Origin of the sequence: Streptomyces asoensis, assembly GCF_016860545.1 — a bacterium.
GTDB lineage: Bacteria > Actinomycetota > Actinomycetes > Streptomycetales > Streptomycetaceae > Streptomyces > Streptomyces asoensis.
Window position 1 is genome coordinate 1920125 of the sequence record NZ_BNEB01000002.1, and the last position, 15983, is coordinate 1936107.

General features: G+C 72.1%; 16 protein-coding genes. 4 read left to right on the top strand and 12 right to left on the bottom strand.

The window, feature by feature from the left end; all coding sequences use genetic code 11:
• Positions 1–112: 112 nt before the first annotated feature.
• Positions 113–1084 (top strand): helix-turn-helix domain-containing protein, encoded by a 972-nt coding sequence (locus Saso_RS11455; protein ID WP_189919113.1) that lies wholly within the window; start codon positions 113–115, stop codon positions 1082–1084.
• 62 nt (positions 1085–1146) lie between these two features.
• Positions 1147–1557, top strand: a complete 411-nt coding sequence (locus tag Saso_RS11460) for a VOC family protein (protein ID WP_189919114.1) — start codon at positions 1147–1149, stop codon at positions 1555–1557.
• 92 nt (positions 1558–1649) lie between these two features.
• Here Saso_RS11460 and Saso_RS11465 read toward each other — a convergent pair whose 3' ends face one another.
• Positions 1650–2864 carry a serine hydrolase domain-containing protein gene (locus tag Saso_RS11465; RefSeq protein ID WP_189919115.1) on the bottom strand — a complete coding sequence of 405 codons (1215 nt, stop codon included), beginning with the start codon at positions 2862–2864 and terminating at the stop codon, positions 1650–1652.
• 205 nt (positions 2865–3069) lie between these two features.
• Complete coding sequence (locus Saso_RS11470) at positions 3070–4683, bottom strand: hypothetical protein (RefSeq protein WP_189919116.1); 1614 nt, start codon at positions 4681–4683, stop codon at positions 3070–3072.
• Between the two features lie 293 nt (positions 4684–4976).
• Between Saso_RS11470 and Saso_RS11475 the strand changes: the two genes are divergently transcribed.
• Positions 4977–6401 (top strand): erythromycin esterase family protein, encoded by a 1425-nt coding sequence (locus tag Saso_RS11475; protein ID WP_189919117.1) that lies wholly within the window; start codon positions 4977–4979, stop codon positions 6399–6401.
• Between the two features lie 105 nt (positions 6402–6506).
• Complete coding sequence (locus Saso_RS11480; RefSeq protein WP_229901127.1) at positions 6507–6992, top strand: DUF427 domain-containing protein; 486 nt, start codon at positions 6507–6509, stop codon at positions 6990–6992.
• Between the two features lie 134 nt (positions 6993–7126).
• Here the strand turns inward: Saso_RS11480 and Saso_RS11485 are convergent, their stop codons facing one another.
• The 10 genes from Saso_RS11485 to Saso_RS11530 form a co-directional block, all read right to left on the bottom strand.
• Entirely contained in the window at positions 7127–7306 is a 180-nt protein-coding gene (locus Saso_RS11485; RefSeq protein WP_189919120.1) for a DUF6480 family protein, read from the bottom strand.
• Positions 7307–7308: 2 nt separating this feature from the next.
• Positions 7309–7569 carry a hypothetical protein gene (locus tag Saso_RS11490; RefSeq protein WP_189919121.1) on the bottom strand — a complete coding sequence of 87 codons (261 nt, stop codon included), beginning with the start codon at positions 7567–7569 and terminating at the stop codon, positions 7309–7311.
• Positions 7570–7903: 334 nt separating this feature from the next.
• Complete coding sequence (locus tag Saso_RS11495) at positions 7904–9175, bottom strand: L,D-transpeptidase (protein ID WP_229901128.1); 1272 nt, start codon at positions 9173–9175, stop codon at positions 7904–7906.
• Positions 9176–9425: 250 nt separating this feature from the next.
• Positions 9426–10001 (bottom strand): hypothetical protein, encoded by a 576-nt coding sequence (locus Saso_RS11500; RefSeq protein WP_189919122.1) that lies wholly within the window; start codon positions 9999–10001, stop codon positions 9426–9428.
• On the bottom strand, positions 9998–11395 hold the full coding sequence (locus tag Saso_RS11505; protein WP_189919123.1) for a hypothetical protein: 1398 nt from the start codon (positions 11393–11395) through the stop codon (positions 9998–10000). Before Saso_RS11505 ends, Saso_RS11500 begins: the two co-directional genes overlap by 4 nt.
• Positions 11392–12225, bottom strand: coding sequence for an ABC transporter ATP-binding protein (locus Saso_RS11510; RefSeq protein WP_189919124.1), 834 nt, complete (start codon positions 12223–12225; stop codon positions 11392–11394). Before Saso_RS11510 ends, Saso_RS11505 begins: the two co-directional genes overlap by 4 nt.
• On the bottom strand, positions 12222–13040 hold the full coding sequence (locus Saso_RS11515; protein ID WP_189919125.1) for a zf-HC2 domain-containing protein: 819 nt from the start codon (positions 13038–13040) through the stop codon (positions 12222–12224). Before Saso_RS11515 ends, Saso_RS11510 begins: the two co-directional genes overlap by 4 nt.
• The gene (locus Saso_RS11520; protein ID WP_203833525.1) at positions 13037–13543 is read right to left on the bottom strand and encodes an RNA polymerase sigma factor; all 507 of its coding nucleotides are present in this window, start codon (positions 13541–13543) and stop codon (positions 13037–13039) included. Before Saso_RS11520 ends, Saso_RS11515 begins: the two co-directional genes overlap by 4 nt.
• 283 nt (positions 13544–13826) lie before the next feature.
• The gene (locus Saso_RS11525) at positions 13827–14855 is read right to left on the bottom strand and encodes a S66 family peptidase (protein ID WP_189919127.1); all 1029 of its coding nucleotides are present in this window, start codon (positions 14853–14855) and stop codon (positions 13827–13829) included.
• Between the two features lie 99 nt (positions 14856–14954).
• Complete coding sequence (locus Saso_RS11530) at positions 14955–15932, bottom strand: quinone oxidoreductase family protein (protein ID WP_189919129.1); 978 nt, start codon at positions 15930–15932, stop codon at positions 14955–14957.
• Positions 15933–15983: the final 51 nt, after the last annotated feature.

Consider the following 15983-nt stretch of genomic DNA (forward strand, 5'->3'; position numbering starts at 1 on the left):
GTTCACGGCGCACGGGTCCTTTCCTGTTTCCGCCAACGGGACGTTCCGTTCTTGTGGCGGTGACGCCAACGTAGGAGCGTGGCAGCAAGAGAGCCGGATAGACTTCCGACTGATGATGGCCAAAAAGCGACATGTCTCCGCGCGCGAGATCCCGGAGGTCCCGTTCGCCGCACCGGCGGGCACACCCACCGGGGTCGAGGTCATGCCGCTGACGGAACTCCGGCGGCGCGTGCCCGAGCACATCCTCGCGCGGCCTCAGCGTCCCGACTTCCATCACCTGCTCACCCTCACCGAGGGCGACCTGCGCCATGGCGTCGACTTCGACGACTACGCCCTGCGGCCGGGCTCGTGGCTGTGGGTGCGCCCCGGGCAGGTACAGCAGTGGGGGGACGTCGCCGAAGCCGAGGGCACGCTGATCCTCTTCCGGCAGGACGCGCTGGACCCGGCCACGGCGACGGCCGCCCGTGTCGACGACCCGTATGCGCCGGTCCTCACCACGCCCGTCGCCGCCGACGCCGAGGCGGTGGCCCTGGCGGCGGAGCACCTGAGCCGAGAGTTCCAGGCGCTCGGCCACCTTCCTCTGGAGGTCCACACGGCGGCCCTGCGCCACCTCCTCGCCGTGCTCCTGCTGAGGCTGGCCCACCTCACCGTCCCGGTCGGCGGAGCCGCGGCGGAAGCGGACGAGACGTATCTGCGGCTCCGTGACGCGGTCGAACGTCACTTCACCGGCACCCGGCGGGTGGAGGACTACGCCCGCATGCTCGGCTATTCGGGCCGTACCCTCGCGCGGGCGACCCTGGCCAACGCCGGGCTCAGCGCGAAGGAGTTCATCGACCGGCGGGTCGTCCTGGAGGCGAAGCGGCTGCTGGCGCACGGCGACGAGACCGCGGCACAGATCTCGGACCACCTCGGCTTCGTCACGCCTTCCCAGTTCAGCAAGTACTTCGCCCAGCGCACGGGCCGATCGCCGATCGACTTCCGCAAGGAGACCAGGGGACGCGCGACGAGCGGCCCGCCCTCCGGCCGTCCGGGCCAAGCCCCGTTCGACGCAGCGCTGCGACGGACTGCCGAAACTAGGCGCTAATCTCTCTACTCGCCGACGGTCCCGTAGGGCGGATGCCTCGTCGCAATGAAGGAGCGAGTGGTATGGAAATCGTGTCGTCGCGAAAGATCACCACGTTCTTGATGTTCGAGGGAAACGCCGAGGACGCGATGACCTTCTACATCTCCCTCTTCGACGATGCCGAGGTCGTCGGCCTCACCCGCTACGGCGCCGACGGTCCCGGAAAGGAAGGGACTGTGCAGCACGCGACCTTTTCGCTGGCGGGTCAGGAATTCATGTGCATCGACAGCCCGGTGCAGCACGAATTCACGTTCACTCCCGCGGTCTCGCTCTTCGTGCAGTGCGAGGACGAAGCCGAACTGGACCGGCTCTACGCGGCCCTCTCCGAGCAGGGCACGACCCTCATGCCGTTGGGCGACTACGGCTTCAGCGCCAAGTTCGGCTGGGTGAACGACCGGTTCGGCGTCTCCTGGCAGCTGAACCTGCCCGCGTGAGGGCGCGTGCGAGCCCGCGGGTCGTCCCGGCCGCCGGCGTGCCGCGGTGCACGCCGGGGACCGTTCCGCGCACAGTGGACTCAGCAGTGGGTTCAACGGCCGTCGCGCAGCAGCGCGCAGACGAAGTTCTCCTCGATGACGCGCAGTCGCTCGAGACGCGCGGGATCCGTGGTCCTGTTGATCTGGCTCGTGACCGAGAAGGTCAGTGAGCGCCGCCCGTCGGGAGTGGCGGCCACCAGCTGCGTGTAGCCCGGGAAGTTGCCGGTGTGGCCCAGCACGACACCGCACCGCGTCGTATAACGGAAGATGCCCAGCCCCACGGCGTTGCGTCCCGGACCGGCGGGCTCGGACGCCCCCGCGATCCACTGGCGCTGCTCCCGCAGCAGACCCTTGTCGTAGAGCGCCCCCGAGGCGTAGCCGCGGATGAACCGGGTCATGTCGGCCGGCGTGGAGATGATGCCCCCGGAGGCCCACGCGCCGGAGGCGCTGACCAGCTCGCTGACGTCGAGCGGCGCGGCCGGGTCACTGACGTCGTACCCGTGCAGGTAGGGCTCGGGGATGCGGTAGCCCTGCGGGAGGCTGGTGTCGCGCAGCTCCAGCGGCCGGTACACCAGACGCCGCAGGAGCTGCTCGTACGGTGTGCCGGTGACCGCCTCGGCCATCAGGGCGACGGCGATGTTGTCGGAGTTGGAGTACGCGTACCGGCTGCCCGGGGGAAACAGCAGGGGTTCGTCGGCGACGTAGTCGAGCAGGCGGCGGGAGTCGAACTGGTGGCGCGGGTCGGCCGAGACCACCGCGACGAACCCGGGGGCCTGCGAGTAGTCCGGCAGTCCGCTGGTGTGGTTCAGCAGCTGCCGCAGCGTCACCTTGCCCCAGGCGGCCGGGAGTTGCGGAAGCCGCTTGCGCAGGGTGTCGTCCAGGTCCAGTGCGCCGCGGTCGACGAGGTACAGCGCCACCGCCCCGCTGAAGGCCTTGGCCGTGCTCGCGATCCGCATGTGGTCCTGCGCGCGCGGCGGGCGGCCGGTCGTCAGGTCGGCGACACCGGCCCGCAGCACCCGGGTCCGCTTGCCGTCGCGCAGCAGGGCGATGATCGCGGGCGGACCGCCCGGCTCGCTGACGAACCGGTCGATCTGGCTCTGGAGCGTACGGTCGTCCACGGGCCCGGCACCGGCACGGGCTCCGGATCCGGCTGCGGTGCCGGTGGCGGCGGGGACCAGGACCGCCACGGAGGCGGCCGCGACGACGAACACGGATCCGAGACGTCGTCGCGGAACGGCCCGGAAGGGCCGGGTGGGGCGCAGAGGCATCGAGGCTCCTCGAAGTGGGCGACGGCAGTGCGGATCAAGCCTCACCGGACCCGGGTACCGGCGCCGCATCCTGTTGCTGCAAACAGCCCAGTCGGCCGGCGACGCGTCGCTCGCCTCCGCCCCGCCGCTCACGGGTCCGGTCCCTGCACCTCACCCCGCGCCGTCCCCCGACGGCGCCCGGTGCCCGGGGCCTGCGGTGCGGTTGCTACCTCGAGCCGTCGACGAGCCCCGGCTGCGGGAGGGGGCAGGTGAGGGGAAGGACGCGTTCGGTCAGCCGGCCGGTGAGGCGGCCGTCGGTGACGGCGGGTCCCTCGACCCAGTCCGCAGCCGTCAACTGGTCCACCAGGCAACGTAGTTCGACCAGGTCGACTGCGCAGGTGACGGCGAGGCGGTCCAGGTCGATGCCGTCGCCGCCGGTTCCCAGGCGTCCGTCTGCGGTGCACCGGGTGGCCAGAGTGAGGGCGAGGAACCGCGTGCCGGGAGCGGCTCCGGCCTTGCGGAGCTTCTTGTCCGAGACGACGCGCTGTGCCCAGCCGCTGAGCTTGGGGCGCACCTTCTTCCCGAACGCGAACGGCGCGGGAGCGTCCGTGCGCGGTGTGAGGGAAGGGACCGTGAGGGAGACGGGGTTCTCGGGCCGGGAGGCGAGCAGTTCGGCGGGTGTGCCGGGGATGTGCAGCCAGCCGCAGTCGGTCAGCCGCGCGATCAGGTCCTCGGGCTCGCTCAGACCCATCCCGGTGAGATCCTGGCCGACGAGGTGACCCGTGCCGGAATGCGCGGTGCGCAGGGTCAGCATCGTCACCAGCAGCCGCACCTGAGGGCCCGGCAGCGGGGCGGTGGCGACGACGTGGGCCAGCACGGACCGCGCGTGATCCCACTGGGCGGCGCCGGTCAGCAGGCGCGCCACGGGCGGACGGTCGCCCGCCGCGGACAGTCCGGTGCGGTGCTCGTGCTGGGCGCGGGCGGCGTCGGCGGCCTGCTCGGCTCGCCGCGCGTCCAGCCTCAGCCGGCGGTCGCCGCAGGCCTCGGCCCAGGCCGCGAAGGCGTGCGCCTTGCGGGTGTGAAGGTCCGCCAGGAGCGCGAGATCGGGCTGGTCACGCCGCTGGTAGGCGCGGAAGAGGTCGCCGAGTGCGACGAGTTCGTCCCGCAGTTCGACGGGCCTCAGATCGTCCGGGACGACGCGTTGGGCGATCGTCGCCGGTCGTGGGCGATGCCGCGTGGGAGTGGGGCGCGCAGGAGGAACCTGCGCGCCGGACTGGGCCGAACGGTCGGAGAACCGCGGTGTTCCCGCGCCCGGGCCCCCGCCGGGACGGCCGTCCGCACCGGCGCCCGCGCCTGCACCCGTGGCCGCGTTCGCGGTCGTGAGCGGCGGACCGCCGGCGTCCGGCGGCCCCGATGCCGGAGCGGCGGCGGTCGTCCGCGCCCCGGGGATGGCGGCCGCGCACCGCGAGCAGCATTCGAGGGCCCGCCACCAGCGTCCGGCACGATCGGCGATCACGGTCAGGACGACCGGACCGCCGCATCGCCACGGCTCGGTACGCGCGGAGCGGTCGGTGTCGGGGACATGGGCGTGACAACCGTCCGCCCGGCACGCGCACTGTGCTGTGGGCCTGGGGGAGACCGCGGCGCGCAGGTGAGCCTTCAGGTGGGCGACGGCGGCTCGACGGCCGTCGGCCGCGGACGGCAGACGCAGGTCGGCGCACGCGGGGCGGCTGCACGACACGCGCACCTCCGCACTGCCCCGTCCCGCGGCATCCAGACGCACCGTCCACCGGCGCCCCGGCACCCGCTCGTTCAGCTCGCTGACCGACGCCTGCGTCATCGCCCTCTTCCTCCCGCGTGGTGACTTTGACGGCTGCTCCGCTGTCTAACGTCCGAACCGATGCCCGGTCGCGGGCTCCGGTCAGGGAAAACCGCGGGCGCGGGCGCCGCCCGGCAGGAGACCGAGGGGCGGGTACGTCCGACGACCGCGGGGCGGCCGACAGGCCTTCAGGTCGCCCGGACCGCGGGCGCTCGTTTCGGCACGCCGGTGTCCCGGCGGTAGTGCCTGCGATACCCGGAGTCGGGCAGCACAGGGGTTGGTGACGCACACCGTGCGGACGCGAATCTGAAGCCATGACCCGACGTACAGCAATGATCGTTCCTTCGGTCCTCCTCTCCCTCGGCGCGGTGGCGGTCGCCCCTCCGGCCGTCGGGGCCTCCGCGCACGCGTCACCCCGCGCGATGTCGCTGTCGGCGCCGATGCCGACACCGGTATTGCGGGCATCGGCTGCTTCCGGGGGGCACGTCGAAAGCGTGGTCGCCGCTGTCGAGCACAGCGCCCACCCGCTGAAGAGCACCGAGCCGCAGGGCGGTCTGAGGGACCTGGACGCCCTGGGCCGCATGGTCGCGGACGCCGACGTCGTGGGTCTGGGCGAGGCCACGCACGGGTCCCGGGACTTCTTCCGGATGAAGCACCGGGTCTTCCGCTACCTGGTCGAGAAGAAGGGCTTCCGGTCCTTCTCCCTGGAACTGCCCTGGAGCAGCGGTGTGCGGATCGACGACTACGTACTGCACGGCAAGGGAGACCTGAAGGACATCGCGCGCGAGGAGTTCCAGGGTGCCTACCGGATCTGGAACAACCAGGACTACATCGACCTGATCGAGTGGATGCGCGCCTACGACGCCCGGCACCCGCACGACCCGGTGCGGTTCCTGGGCGACGACATGGGCTACGCCGGACCGGAGCTCTACCAGCGCGTGAGCGGCTATGTGGCCGACAGCCTGCCCAGCCTGTCGGAACGTGTGGCCGAGCTCTACCGCGGCCTGCCGCCGACCACCGACGCCGGCACCTACTACACGGAGTACCTCCAGCTGCCGCTGACCGAGCGCGAGGAGAGGGCGGCACGGACGCGCGAGGTGTACGAGCTCCTGCGGAAGCAGCGCCCGCGGACCGCCGCGGACCGGCGGAAGCACCTGTGGGCGGTGCAGCACGCCAGGGCCATCCACCAGATGGCCGAGGGATTCTCCTTCGACATCACCGACGACGCCCAGGTCGCGGCGATGATGAAGTACCGGGACCGGACGATGGCCGAGAACGTGGCCTGGTGGCACCGGTACTCGGGCGACCGCATCCTGCTGTCGGCGCACAACACCCACGTGTCGTACGACTCGTTCGACGTGCGCTACCCCAAGACGCAGGGCGCCTTCCTGCGGGACACGCTCGGCAAGGACTATGTCAGCATCGGCTTCAGCTTCTACAAGGGTGCCTTCAAGGCCTTCGGGACCGACGACGACGTGATACGCACCTACCGTGTGGACGCCGCGAAGCCGGGCTCCAACGAAGAAGTCCTGGACAGGGCACGCCAGGACGACTACATCCTCGACCTGCGCACCGCCCCGGCCGCCGCGCGCACATGGCTCGCCACGTCGCGTGCCACCTGGAACATCGGCGCCGGCTGGCCCGATCCGACGGAGTACCGGACCGCCCTCGGCAAGGCGCACGACATCCTCATCCACCTGCACGACGTCGAGGCCACCACGTACCTGGGCAACTCCTGAGGCACCGACCCGACACGCCTGGAGGAACCCGGAGGAAACCTCATCCGTGGCCGGTGTCCGCGCGGAATGGAGGGTGACCATGTGTTCCGGAACGAGGAGGCCGCCGTGCCGTCACACCAGACAGCTCCCGGGGAATCCGTGTGGGACTACCCGCGTCCGCCCGCCCTGCGCCGCGACACCCGACGCGTCGTCGTCGAGTGCGGCGGCGAGATCGTCGCCGACACCACCGGCGCCCTGAAGATCCTCGAGACCAGCCACCCGCCCGTGTTCTACGTGCCACCGGCCGACGTCCGGGGAGACCTCCTGCGTCCCAGCGCGCACCACACCTGGTGCGAGTGGAAGGGGGGCGCCGACTACTGGGACGTCGTGGTGGGATCCGACGTCCGCCCCCTGGCCGCCTGGAGCTACCCCGACCCCCGGCCGCCCTACGAGGAACTGGTCGGCCACTTCGCCTTCTACGCCTCCCGGGTCGACCGCTGCGCCGTCGGCGACACCATCGTGCAGCCGCAGGAGGGCGACTTCTACGGCGGCTGGATCACTCCCGAGATCCGGGGGCCGTTCAAGGGCGGCGCGCACACCAGGGGCTGGTGAGGTCACAGCAGCGTCCGCCGGTGCGTCAGCCGCACCGGCGGACCGTCGTAGCTGTGGACCGGCGGACCGGCGGACCGGCGGACCGGGGCCGCGCCCGGGGTGGGCGCGGCCGGATCGCTGGCGGGAGGGGTGCCCTACAGGGTGACCATCCGCACCAGGAAGAACGCCGCGAAGAGCAGGCAGCCGATCGCGATGAGGGCGACCCAGATACGCGGGTGTTCCCAGATGCCGCCGTCGGGTCGTTCCTGGTGGGCTTCGGCGGTCGATCCCTCGGCGGCGGGCGTCTCGCCGGGTGGGCGCAGCGGCTCGCTCATGGTCACACCCCGTGGACGAGAGGGGCGGGGGAGTCGTCGGCGAGGGCGGCCGCGGGACGCTCGTAGTTCGCCAGGGCGAGCCCCAGGGCGAAGAAGGTGGGGGCCCATTCACCGACGAAGATGCCCCAGCGGTCGGCGCGCTCCAGGCTCTCGTTGCGGCTGGAGGCCAGCCATGAGGCGAGGGACAGGCCGATGGAGGCCGTGGCCGCCAGGTACGCGTGCTCGCTCTTGACGCCGGCCTCGTGCAGTGTCTTGACGATCATGAATGCTCCTCGGGCGGGGACACGGGTCCGCATCTCGCGACGGACGCGAAAAGCGTCATATCGGGATGCAGTGTGACAAATGGTTCCGCTCGAGGAGGGTGCTCGGATGCGTTCGGACGCCGTCGCTTGCCGTCGCTCCCCCATGTGGGCGCGCGGGGCCGGCGGGACGCGGGCCGCTGCGGTGACGTCACCGTACGGCCGATCCGGCGAATCCGGCCGCGGTGCATCCGCTCGGGGGCCGGGGTGCGAAGTGGTCATCGCAGGGGACAAGGGCTCTCGTTCCGGACCCCCGAGCCGGAACGAGAGCCTGTCCCCGCGGTGTGGCCCGCCTTCGTCAGGCGGCGGGGCTGCCCGCCGTCCACTCGCTCCACGACATGTTCCAGTCGCTGAGGCCGTTGCCCGGGGCCAGCCGGGTCTTGTCCACGGAGTTCTTGACGATCACGACGTCGCCGATCATGGAGTGATCGAAGAACCACGCGGCGGGCTGACTGCCGTCGCCGCCGTTCCTGACGTCCTTCAGGCCCACGCAGCCGTGGCTGGTGTTGACCTTGCCGAAGACCGAGTCGGCGCCCCAGTAGTTGCCGTGGATGAACGTGCCCGAGTCGGTCAGGCGCATGGCGTGCGGTACGGCCTTGATGTCGTACGAGGGCTTGCCGTCCTTCTCCGTGAGGCCGACGCTCGCGCCGTTCATGTGGACGTGCCGGAACTTCTCGGAGACCACCATCTGGCCGTTGTACGTCGGGTGCTCGTCGCTCCCCGACGAGATCGGGATGGTCCTGATCGTCCTGCCGTCCCGGGTGACGGTCATCTGCTTCGTCTTCGCGTCCACCGTGCTGATCTGGCTCCGGCCGACCGTGAACGTGACCGTCTTCTGGACGCCGTCGCGGGTGAGCGTGACGGTGACGGTGGAACCGGCCTGCCAGTAGTGCTCGGGACGGAAGTCCAGGCGGTGGTCGCCGAACCAGTGGCCCACGACCTGCTGACCGCTGCTGGAGCTGACCTGGATCTCCGACTCCACCGCGGCCTTGTCGTCGACGGCCGCGCCGAACTCGACCGACACCGGCATGCCGACGCCGACCGTCGAGCCGTTCTCGGGGGAGACGTGTCCGATGAAGTCGTTCGACGGGGACACCGTGGTGATCGTGGCGTTGCCGGTGGCGGAGCGGCCCTCGGCGTCCTGGGCCTCCGCGGTGATCTGGTACTTGGTGGCCCGCTTCAGGGTGCCGTCCGGCTTCCAGGAGGTGCCGTCCGCCGACAGGGTGCCCGGGAGCTCGGCTCCGGTCGCGACGGCGGTCATGGTCACCTTGGTGAGCTTGCCGTCGCTGACGGTCACACCCACCGGGCTGTCCACGGGTATGCCGTGGGAGCCCTGTCCCGGCGTGATCACGATGCGGGCGTCGGAGGCCTTCTGGGCGCCCGTGCCCGTGCCTGTGCTCGCGTCCGTGTTCGAGCCCGTCGCCCGCGACTGTGAGGTCGGCCTGCCGCCGCCGTCGTTGCCGCCGGTGGCGGCGGTACTCGTGCCGGCGAGGGCCGTGACCGCGAGTACGCCCCCGAGTACTCCGGCCGTGGCCACCAGCCCGGTGCGTCGTCCGTTGGGCGTGTTCAAGCTCTTCTCCCTGTACCTGGTCAGTGCATTCCTGTGCCGCTCGCGTAAGGAGCGCAACTGTCTCTAAACCCACTTATAGACACGTCTGTGACCCGAAAGGGATGTTTTGTGAGGGAAGCCACGCACGTCGGGAGGCCGCCCGGGGCCGAAACGGACGCCGGGCCCGGCCCCCGGCGGCCTCCCACGCCCGGCGTACGGTTCCCCGCAGCAAGGGCTCCGCGCAGCCCTCTCGCGCGGCCTGCGGCGTCCGTCAGCGTCTCGGACCTGCCACGGCGTAGGCCGCCGTGCCGGTGACCGCGAGGACGACGGCCGTCCACGTGCTCGCCGCCGTACCGGGCGGTGTCAGCATCCATCCGGCCACCCGCATCGGCGTACTCGCCGGGGGAGGGGCGAAGAACGCGAGCGAGAGCGAGGCGAACGGCAACGACCAGGCGTACCGGCCGCCCCAGAGCGCCGCGCCCAGAGCCGCCAGCCCCGTCAGTCCCGCGCTGTCCCGGACCACGAACGCCGTGGTGGCCAAGGGCGCGCCCATCGTCTGCACGGCCAGCATCACCGAGCCGACGACCGTCGCGCCGAGCAGCACGTGGGCCGCCCTGCGGGGCATCCAGCGGATCGCGGCCGTGCGGTCCAGCGCGAGGTCCTGCCCGCCGAGGCCGATCGAGGCAGCCATCACCCCCGTGGCGAGGACGAGCACGGGCTGCCGCGGATCACCGGACCCGGTGCCGTCGTCCCGGGCGAGCGACCACACCGCCAGGGTGCCGATCAGTACGGCGGCGAGGGACGCAGGCACCTGACGCGAGCGGGCGTACAGCGTCAGCCATCTCACCGGGCCGTACCGCCCTTCAGGGCGTCGAACGCGTCACCCTCGCAGGTCAGCGCGGCGGTACGCATCGCGTCGATCCGCTCGAGCTGTGCGGCCCGCGGGAGCGCCTCCAGTTCCCGCCACACCGGGCGGGTCGCGGCCTCGACCTCGCGGCGCAGAGTCTGCGACAGCGTGCCGGGAAGCGGCTGGAGGTCCCCGAGGACCCAGCCCACCGCGACCGTCCGGGCGTAGTCGTCGTTGCCGAAGCCGGACCAGCCGACCGGGGTGCACCCCGGCACCAAGGCCACGCCTATGAGGGCCCGGGTGAGTTCCTGGCCTCGCGCCGTGGCGACGACGTCGTCGTCGAAGTCGAACAGGACGGTCTGCCGGGACCAGCGCGGGGTGGAGCCTTCGGGCAGCACGGCGCTGTTCTCGCGGACCGACACCGGCGCCCGGCTGCCGAGGGCGGTGCGCAGCCGGCGCAGCGCCTCCTCGCCGGGACCTGCGAGGCCGGCGAGACGCCCCTGCTGCGACCTCGTCACGCACACCGGGCCGTCGCACACGGGTTCGGCGGCGGCCCGGTCCACGACGTAGATCCGGTGCGCGTCGGAGGGCAGGACCAGCAGGGCCAGCGCCGCGCCCGCCAGCGCGGGCGCCAGGGCGGCCAGCCGGGTCCGCCAGGTCGTCGCGACCAGCAGCGCGAAGCCGGTCGCGGCGAGGGCCAGCAGCCAGATCGTCTGCCCGAGGTGCACCGAGGCCGGGAGCGTGAGGAGCTGATCGCGCACCTCCTGCACCGCCGGCGACAGCAGGGAGACGTGATTCGGCTCCGTACTGGTGACACCCATCGCCGTGGTCGTCTCGTCGCGGCCCAGCGACGTCTGCATCAGGGCCGTGAACACGAAGGCGGCCATGGTCACCGCGGGCGGGGTGAGCACGGACGGCAGGGCCCTCCCGGCGCCCATGCCCAGCAGCGCCCCCACGGCGAGGGAGAACGCCCCCACCAGCGAGATCGGCAGCCAGCGCGGATGCGTGTACTCGGTGTGGGCGAGCACCTGCACCGCGCCCACGAGGACGAGGACCAGGAAGGCGGAGGCCGTGGTGACCGCGGTCGTGCCCGCCAGCGCGGCCGCCCGGTGGCGGGCAGGACGTGGCGTGCTCGTCAGCAGCTCGGGCATCTTCGAACGGTGGTCACGCAGACCCTGGAGCGCCCCGAGACCCACGACGAGCGGCCAAAGGTAGAACAGCAGGGAGCGGGTCCACAGGGCCATGGTCGTCCACTGGGCCGTCCAGGCCGTCGTGCCCGTCCCCCACGAGCCGGGGAGCAGGAACAGGAACGCCAGCGCGGTCGTGAGGACCAGTGCGCCGCTCCAGGGGGCGACGGAGCGCTTCAGCTCCGTACGCAGGATCGCGCCGTTCACCACGTTCCCCCTGCCCGGTCGGGTCCGGCCAGCAGCGCGGAGTAGCCGCGCTCCAGCGGACTGTCGCCCATGTGCTCGGGGCCGCCCATCGAGGCGAGCTCGTCCGGCGGGCCCTGGAAGACCAGGCGGCCCTCGGCGAGGACCGCCACATCGGTGCAGGCGGCGGCGACGTCCTCCACCAGATGGGTCGAGACGACCACGCAGGTGTCCGCGCCCAGCTCCTGGAGCAGCTCGCGGAAGCGCAGCCGCTGGGCCGGGTCCAGGCCCACCGTCGGCTCGTCCAGCAACAGGATCGTCGGGTCGTTGACGATCGCCTGGGCGATACCGACCCGGCGCACCATGCCACCCGACAAGGCCTTCATCTTCTCGTCGGCGCGGTCCGCGAGGCCCACCCGTTCCACGGCGCGCTGCACCGCGCCGGCGATCTCCGGCTTCGGCACCTCCTTGAGCCACGCCATGTACTCGACGAACTCGCGCACGGTGAACCGCTTGTAGTAGCCGAACTCCTGCGGCAGGTAACCGATCCGGCGGCGCGTCGCACGCTGCTCGCCCATGCCGCCCGCCTGCACGCCGAGCAGTTCGAGGGTGCCCCCGGTGGGGCGCAGCACGGTGGCGAGCGTGCGGATCAGGGTGGTCTTGCCGGCCCCGTTGGGGCCGAGCAGGCCGTGCACGCCGGTGCCCAGTGACAGGTCGAGCCCGTCGACGGCCATCCGTTTCCTGCCGACCCTCACCTTCAGTGCGCTCGCCCGGATCTCCCAGGCGTAGGCCGTGGGTGCGATCTCGGCCGCGATCGACGCGGACCTCATGCGGTGTTCCTCTCCGGTTGTCATCGATGCGCTCCCGGCGCGGAGTACGCGTCCCTGCGGGCGATCACGACCGCGACGCCGAGTGCGAGAAGCAGCGCCCACGCGGGCAGGCCGTCCGTCTCCAGGGCGGCTGCCGTGCGCCGGGCGGCCAGGGTCGGCGCCATGATCACGGCGGCCCATACGGCGGTCAGCGCCACGGCGGCCCGGGTCACCCCGACGGCGCCGCCGAGTGCCAGCGTCGCCGCGGTGAAGGCCAGGCAGGGCAGCAGCCACTGGGCCACCATCACTCCCGTCACCCACCCGGCCGCCAGCAGCGCGGGGACGACCACGGCGAGCACGGACACGGTGCGCCGCAGCACCAGGGACAGTCCGGCCCTGGGAGCCGAGGCCGTGAGCTCGTACGCGGGATCCAGACCGCGCGACCAGGAGGCCGCGACGCCGAGCACCGGCAGGACCGGCGCGCACAGCAGCACCAGCGACACCTCGCCGAAGCCGCCGCCGAACCGGTCGAACAGTAGGGCCAGCAGGCTCACGCCGACGGCCATGGCCAGCCACGGCACCATGGCCGGCGTCGCCCACCGCGACCACCGTGCCGTCCAGCGACGGCCGTGCGGCCTCGCGGTGGTGACGGTCAGGTGCGGCTCGAGACCGGACCACACGGTCTCGACCAGCGACGCCACGGCGGGCACCTCGGCCCCGACGGCGTGCGACAGCCTGTCACGGCAGGGTCGGCACCCTTCGAGATGGGCCTCCACGGCCCACACCTCGTCGGCGCTGAGCTCCGTGCCGCCGCGCGCGTACCCGTCGACGATCCGCTGCGACGCGTGTTCCACACTCATGTCAGCGCCCTCCGCATGGCGATACGGGCCCGGCGGGCACGGGTCTTGACCGTGCCCTCGGGCAGTCCGAGCAGAACCGCGGTCTCCCGGACGGACATCCCGTCCAGGACCAGCGCCTGAAGTACCTGTCTCAGCTCGGGGGCGAGACACCGCAGCGCGTCCCCGACCTCGCCGCCGACGTCCGAGGCGAGCGCCTCCTCGTCGGCGGCGGGCGCCGCGCCGGGCACGGCGGCGGCCGGCGGCGGTTGCGCGTGATGGGCCCTGCGCCGGAACGCGTCGACGAGACGGCGCGCGGCGATCGTCCACAGCCAGCCGGTGGCCGAGCCGCCGACCGCGGTCCCGGCGAAGGCGCCGGCGGCGCGCCACACCGCCAGGTACGTCTCCTGCATGACCTCGGCGACGATCTGCTCGTCCCCGCACCGGCGGCGCAGCCGCACCGCCAGCCACGGCGACGTGCGCCGGTACAGCTCCTCGAACGCGGCACGGTCGCCCCTGGCCACCATCCGGACGAGACCTTCCTCGTCCAGCTCGTGGCGTGCCTTCCTGACTGATCTCACACCGACTAGACGCCGAGACCGGCCCGCAGGTTTTCCCTGTGAAGTGATCCACGCCACACCGCGAGAGGGGTAGAAAGAGGATCAGCAGATTCCGACAGCGCCGGTGACCCCTGTCATCGGGCCGGACCACGTGGCGGACGTATGAGACAGGGAGCCATGGCGATGGCGCCCGGGCGACGTCCCGTTGACGCCGGTCGCCTACGTCGGGGGCGGGTGGTCGGCGTTTGCGTCAGTGCAGGGTCTGGGTCAGTTCGCTTCTGGTCGAGGTGTGGACGACATGGCCGTAGGCTCCGTTGACGATCGGCATGTAGGGCGGGACATGGCCGCACTCGACGTCGGCGATGATCGGCACGTCGAGACAGCCGAGGGCGTCGAGGACCGCCTCGTGCTGGCTGAGGGTGCGGTTGCCGGGTGCGTTGGTCCGGCCCACGAGGACCGCGTTCGCCCGGTCGAAGAAGCCGGCGAGCCTCATGCCGTGCAGGTTCCGGCAGATGGTGAACGCGTCGTCGCCGCTCGCCTCCACATACACGAGGAGCCCGTCGGGTGACTCGGCGCGCGCGAAGGCCGATCCGTCGAGGTAAGTCGTCCCCGCGAGATTGCACAGGGTTTCGATGCAGCCGCCGATCAGTCGCCCCTCGGCCTCCACGTCACCGCCACCGTCGAGCCTGGTCCACGTGCCCGGGGAGTCGAGCGTGTACTCGCGTATCTCGGGGTGGGCGACGAAGTCGTCGAAGCCGGTGGTCCGGTGGCGGCCGGGCGGTGTCTGGGTGAACCGGTGCCCCGGGGGTGCTGTCACGATGTCGAGCCACGATCGCAGCCCTTCGGGCACGCGGTAGGGCGTGTCCATGAGGTTGTTGCCGTGGACGGTGGCCGTGCCGGTGAGCAGGGTCAGCGGCGTGATCAGGGTCGACATGTCGGAGAAGCCGACGAGCCAGGTGGGTTCCGCGTCCCGCAGCCGATCGAAGTCGAGCAGCGGCAGCAGGTCGATCGCGGTCTCCCCGCCCCACGGTGGCACGACGGCCTTGACGGTGGGGTCGGTCAGCATCGACATCAGTTCGCCGGCGCGTTCGGTCGCCGAAGCGCTGACGTGCCCGGAGCCGTCCATGCAGCGGCCGACGACGACCTCGTACCCGCGGTCCTGAATGTCACGGACCGCCACATGGAGGCGCTCACGCATCTCCTTCGCGACCCCGCTCGACGGAGAGGTGACACCGACACGGTCGCCGGGGCGCAGGGGGGACGGGTAACGAATGGTCATGCGTCCGACTTTGACACGGCGCCGTCCCGGGAGGACACCGATTTCCCTGCCCTCCCGACGGTCCCGACGCCGGGTCACCTGGTTCCGGCAGGCACCTGGTCAGTCGCCGATGCGCAGCAGCAGTTTGCCTGTCGAAGTGCGGCTGCCCATCAGGTGGTGGGCGGCCGCGGCCTCCGTCAGGGGGAACTCCGCGGTGACCGGAAGCCGCACGGTGCCGTCGGCGACGGTGCGGAAGGAACGCTCGGCGAGCGCCCGCAGGGCCTCGGGCGCCGTCCCGGCGAGGGCCAGGACGGAGAAGCCCGCGACGGAACGGCCCTGCGGGTAGAGCTCGGGCTGCCCGACCTGCCACGGCGCCTGCCCGCTCGCGTTGCCGAAGGAGACCAGGCGGCCGAAGACGGCCAGCGTGTCGAGGCCGAGGCGGAGGGTGTCGCCGCCGACCGGGTCGAGGACCAGGTCGACGCCCCGGCCGTCGGTGGCACGGCGGACGTCCTCCGCGAAGGTGCCGGTGGTGAACACCTCGTCGTAGCCGTGCTCCAGGGCGTGGCGGGCCTTGGCCGTGGAGGAGACCACGCCGTAGACCGCGCCGGCCCCCGCCGCCCTGGCCAGCTGCCCGGCCACCGTGCCGATGCCTCCCGCGGCGCCGTGCACCAGCACGCTCTCCCCGGCGCGCAGCCTGCCCACCTCGTGCAGGAGGGCGTGCGCGGTCGGCACCACGGTGGGGAGGGTGGCCGCGGTCCGCAGGTCAAGGCCCTGGGGGAGGGGGAAGACGGTGGCGGCCTGTGCGGCGACGACCTCCGCGTAGGCGCCGCTGTCGACGAGCGCGGCGACCTCCTGCCCCGGACGCAGCCCCGTGACGCCGGGGCCGACGGCCCGGATCCGTCCGGAGACCTCGAGGCCGGGGCGGAAGGGCAGCGACTGCACGCGGTACCCCTCGGCGCGGGCCTTGAGGTCGGCGAAGTTCACGCCCGCGTACGCCGCGTCGATGGTCACCTGGCCAGGCCCCGGCTCGGGGGCGCCGGTCCGCACGACCGTCAGCACCTCGGGGGCGCCGTACTCCTGGAATTCGATTGCACGCATGACGGGAACGCACCCTTCGACGACTGCCCACAACGGTGTTCAACGAAAAGC

Bases quoted from the DNA above. Each gene is read 5' to 3' on its own strand.
- Saso_RS11465 (WP_189919115.1), bottom strand. From the start codon at position 2,864: ATGCCTCTGCGCCCCACCCGGCCCTTCCGGGCCGTTCCGCGACGACGT.
- Saso_RS11525 (WP_189919127.1), bottom strand. From the start codon at position 14,855: ATGACCATTCGTTACCCGTCCCCCCTGCGCCCCGGCGACCGTGTCGGT.
- Saso_RS11460 (WP_189919114.1), top strand. From the start codon at position 1,147: ATGGAAATCGTGTCGTCGCGAAAGATCACCACGTTCTTGATGTTCGAG.
- Saso_RS11475 (WP_189919117.1), top strand. From the start codon at position 4,977: ATGACCCGACGTACAGCAATGATCGTTCCTTCGGTCCTCCTCTCCCTC.
- Saso_RS11515 (WP_189919125.1), bottom strand. From the start codon at position 13,040: ATGAGTGTGGAACACGCGTCGCAGCGGATCGTCGACGGGTACGCGCGC.
- Saso_RS11455 (WP_189919113.1), top strand. From the start codon at position 113: ATGATGGCCAAAAAGCGACATGTCTCCGCGCGCGAGATCCCGGAGGTC.
- Saso_RS11520 (WP_203833525.1), bottom strand. From the start codon at position 13,543: ATGGTGGCCAGGGGCGACCGTGCCGCGTTCGAGGAGCTGTACCGGCGC.
- Saso_RS11470 (WP_189919116.1), bottom strand. From the start codon at position 4,683: ATGACGCAGGCGTCGGTCAGCGAGCTGAACGAGCGGGTGCCGGGGCGC.
- Saso_RS11530 (WP_189919129.1), bottom strand. From the start codon at position 15,932: ATGCGTGCAATCGAATTCCAGGAGTACGGCGCCCCCGAGGTGCTGACG.
- Saso_RS11510 (WP_189919124.1), bottom strand. From the start codon at position 12,225: ATGACAACCGGAGAGGAACACCGCATGAGGTCCGCGTCGATCGCGGCC.
- Saso_RS11485 (WP_189919120.1), bottom strand. From the start codon at position 7,306: ATGAGCGAGCCGCTGCGCCCACCCGGCGAGACGCCCGCCGCCGAGGGA.
- Saso_RS11490 (WP_189919121.1), bottom strand. From the start codon at position 7,569: ATGATCGTCAAGACACTGCACGAGGCCGGCGTCAAGAGCGAGCACGCG.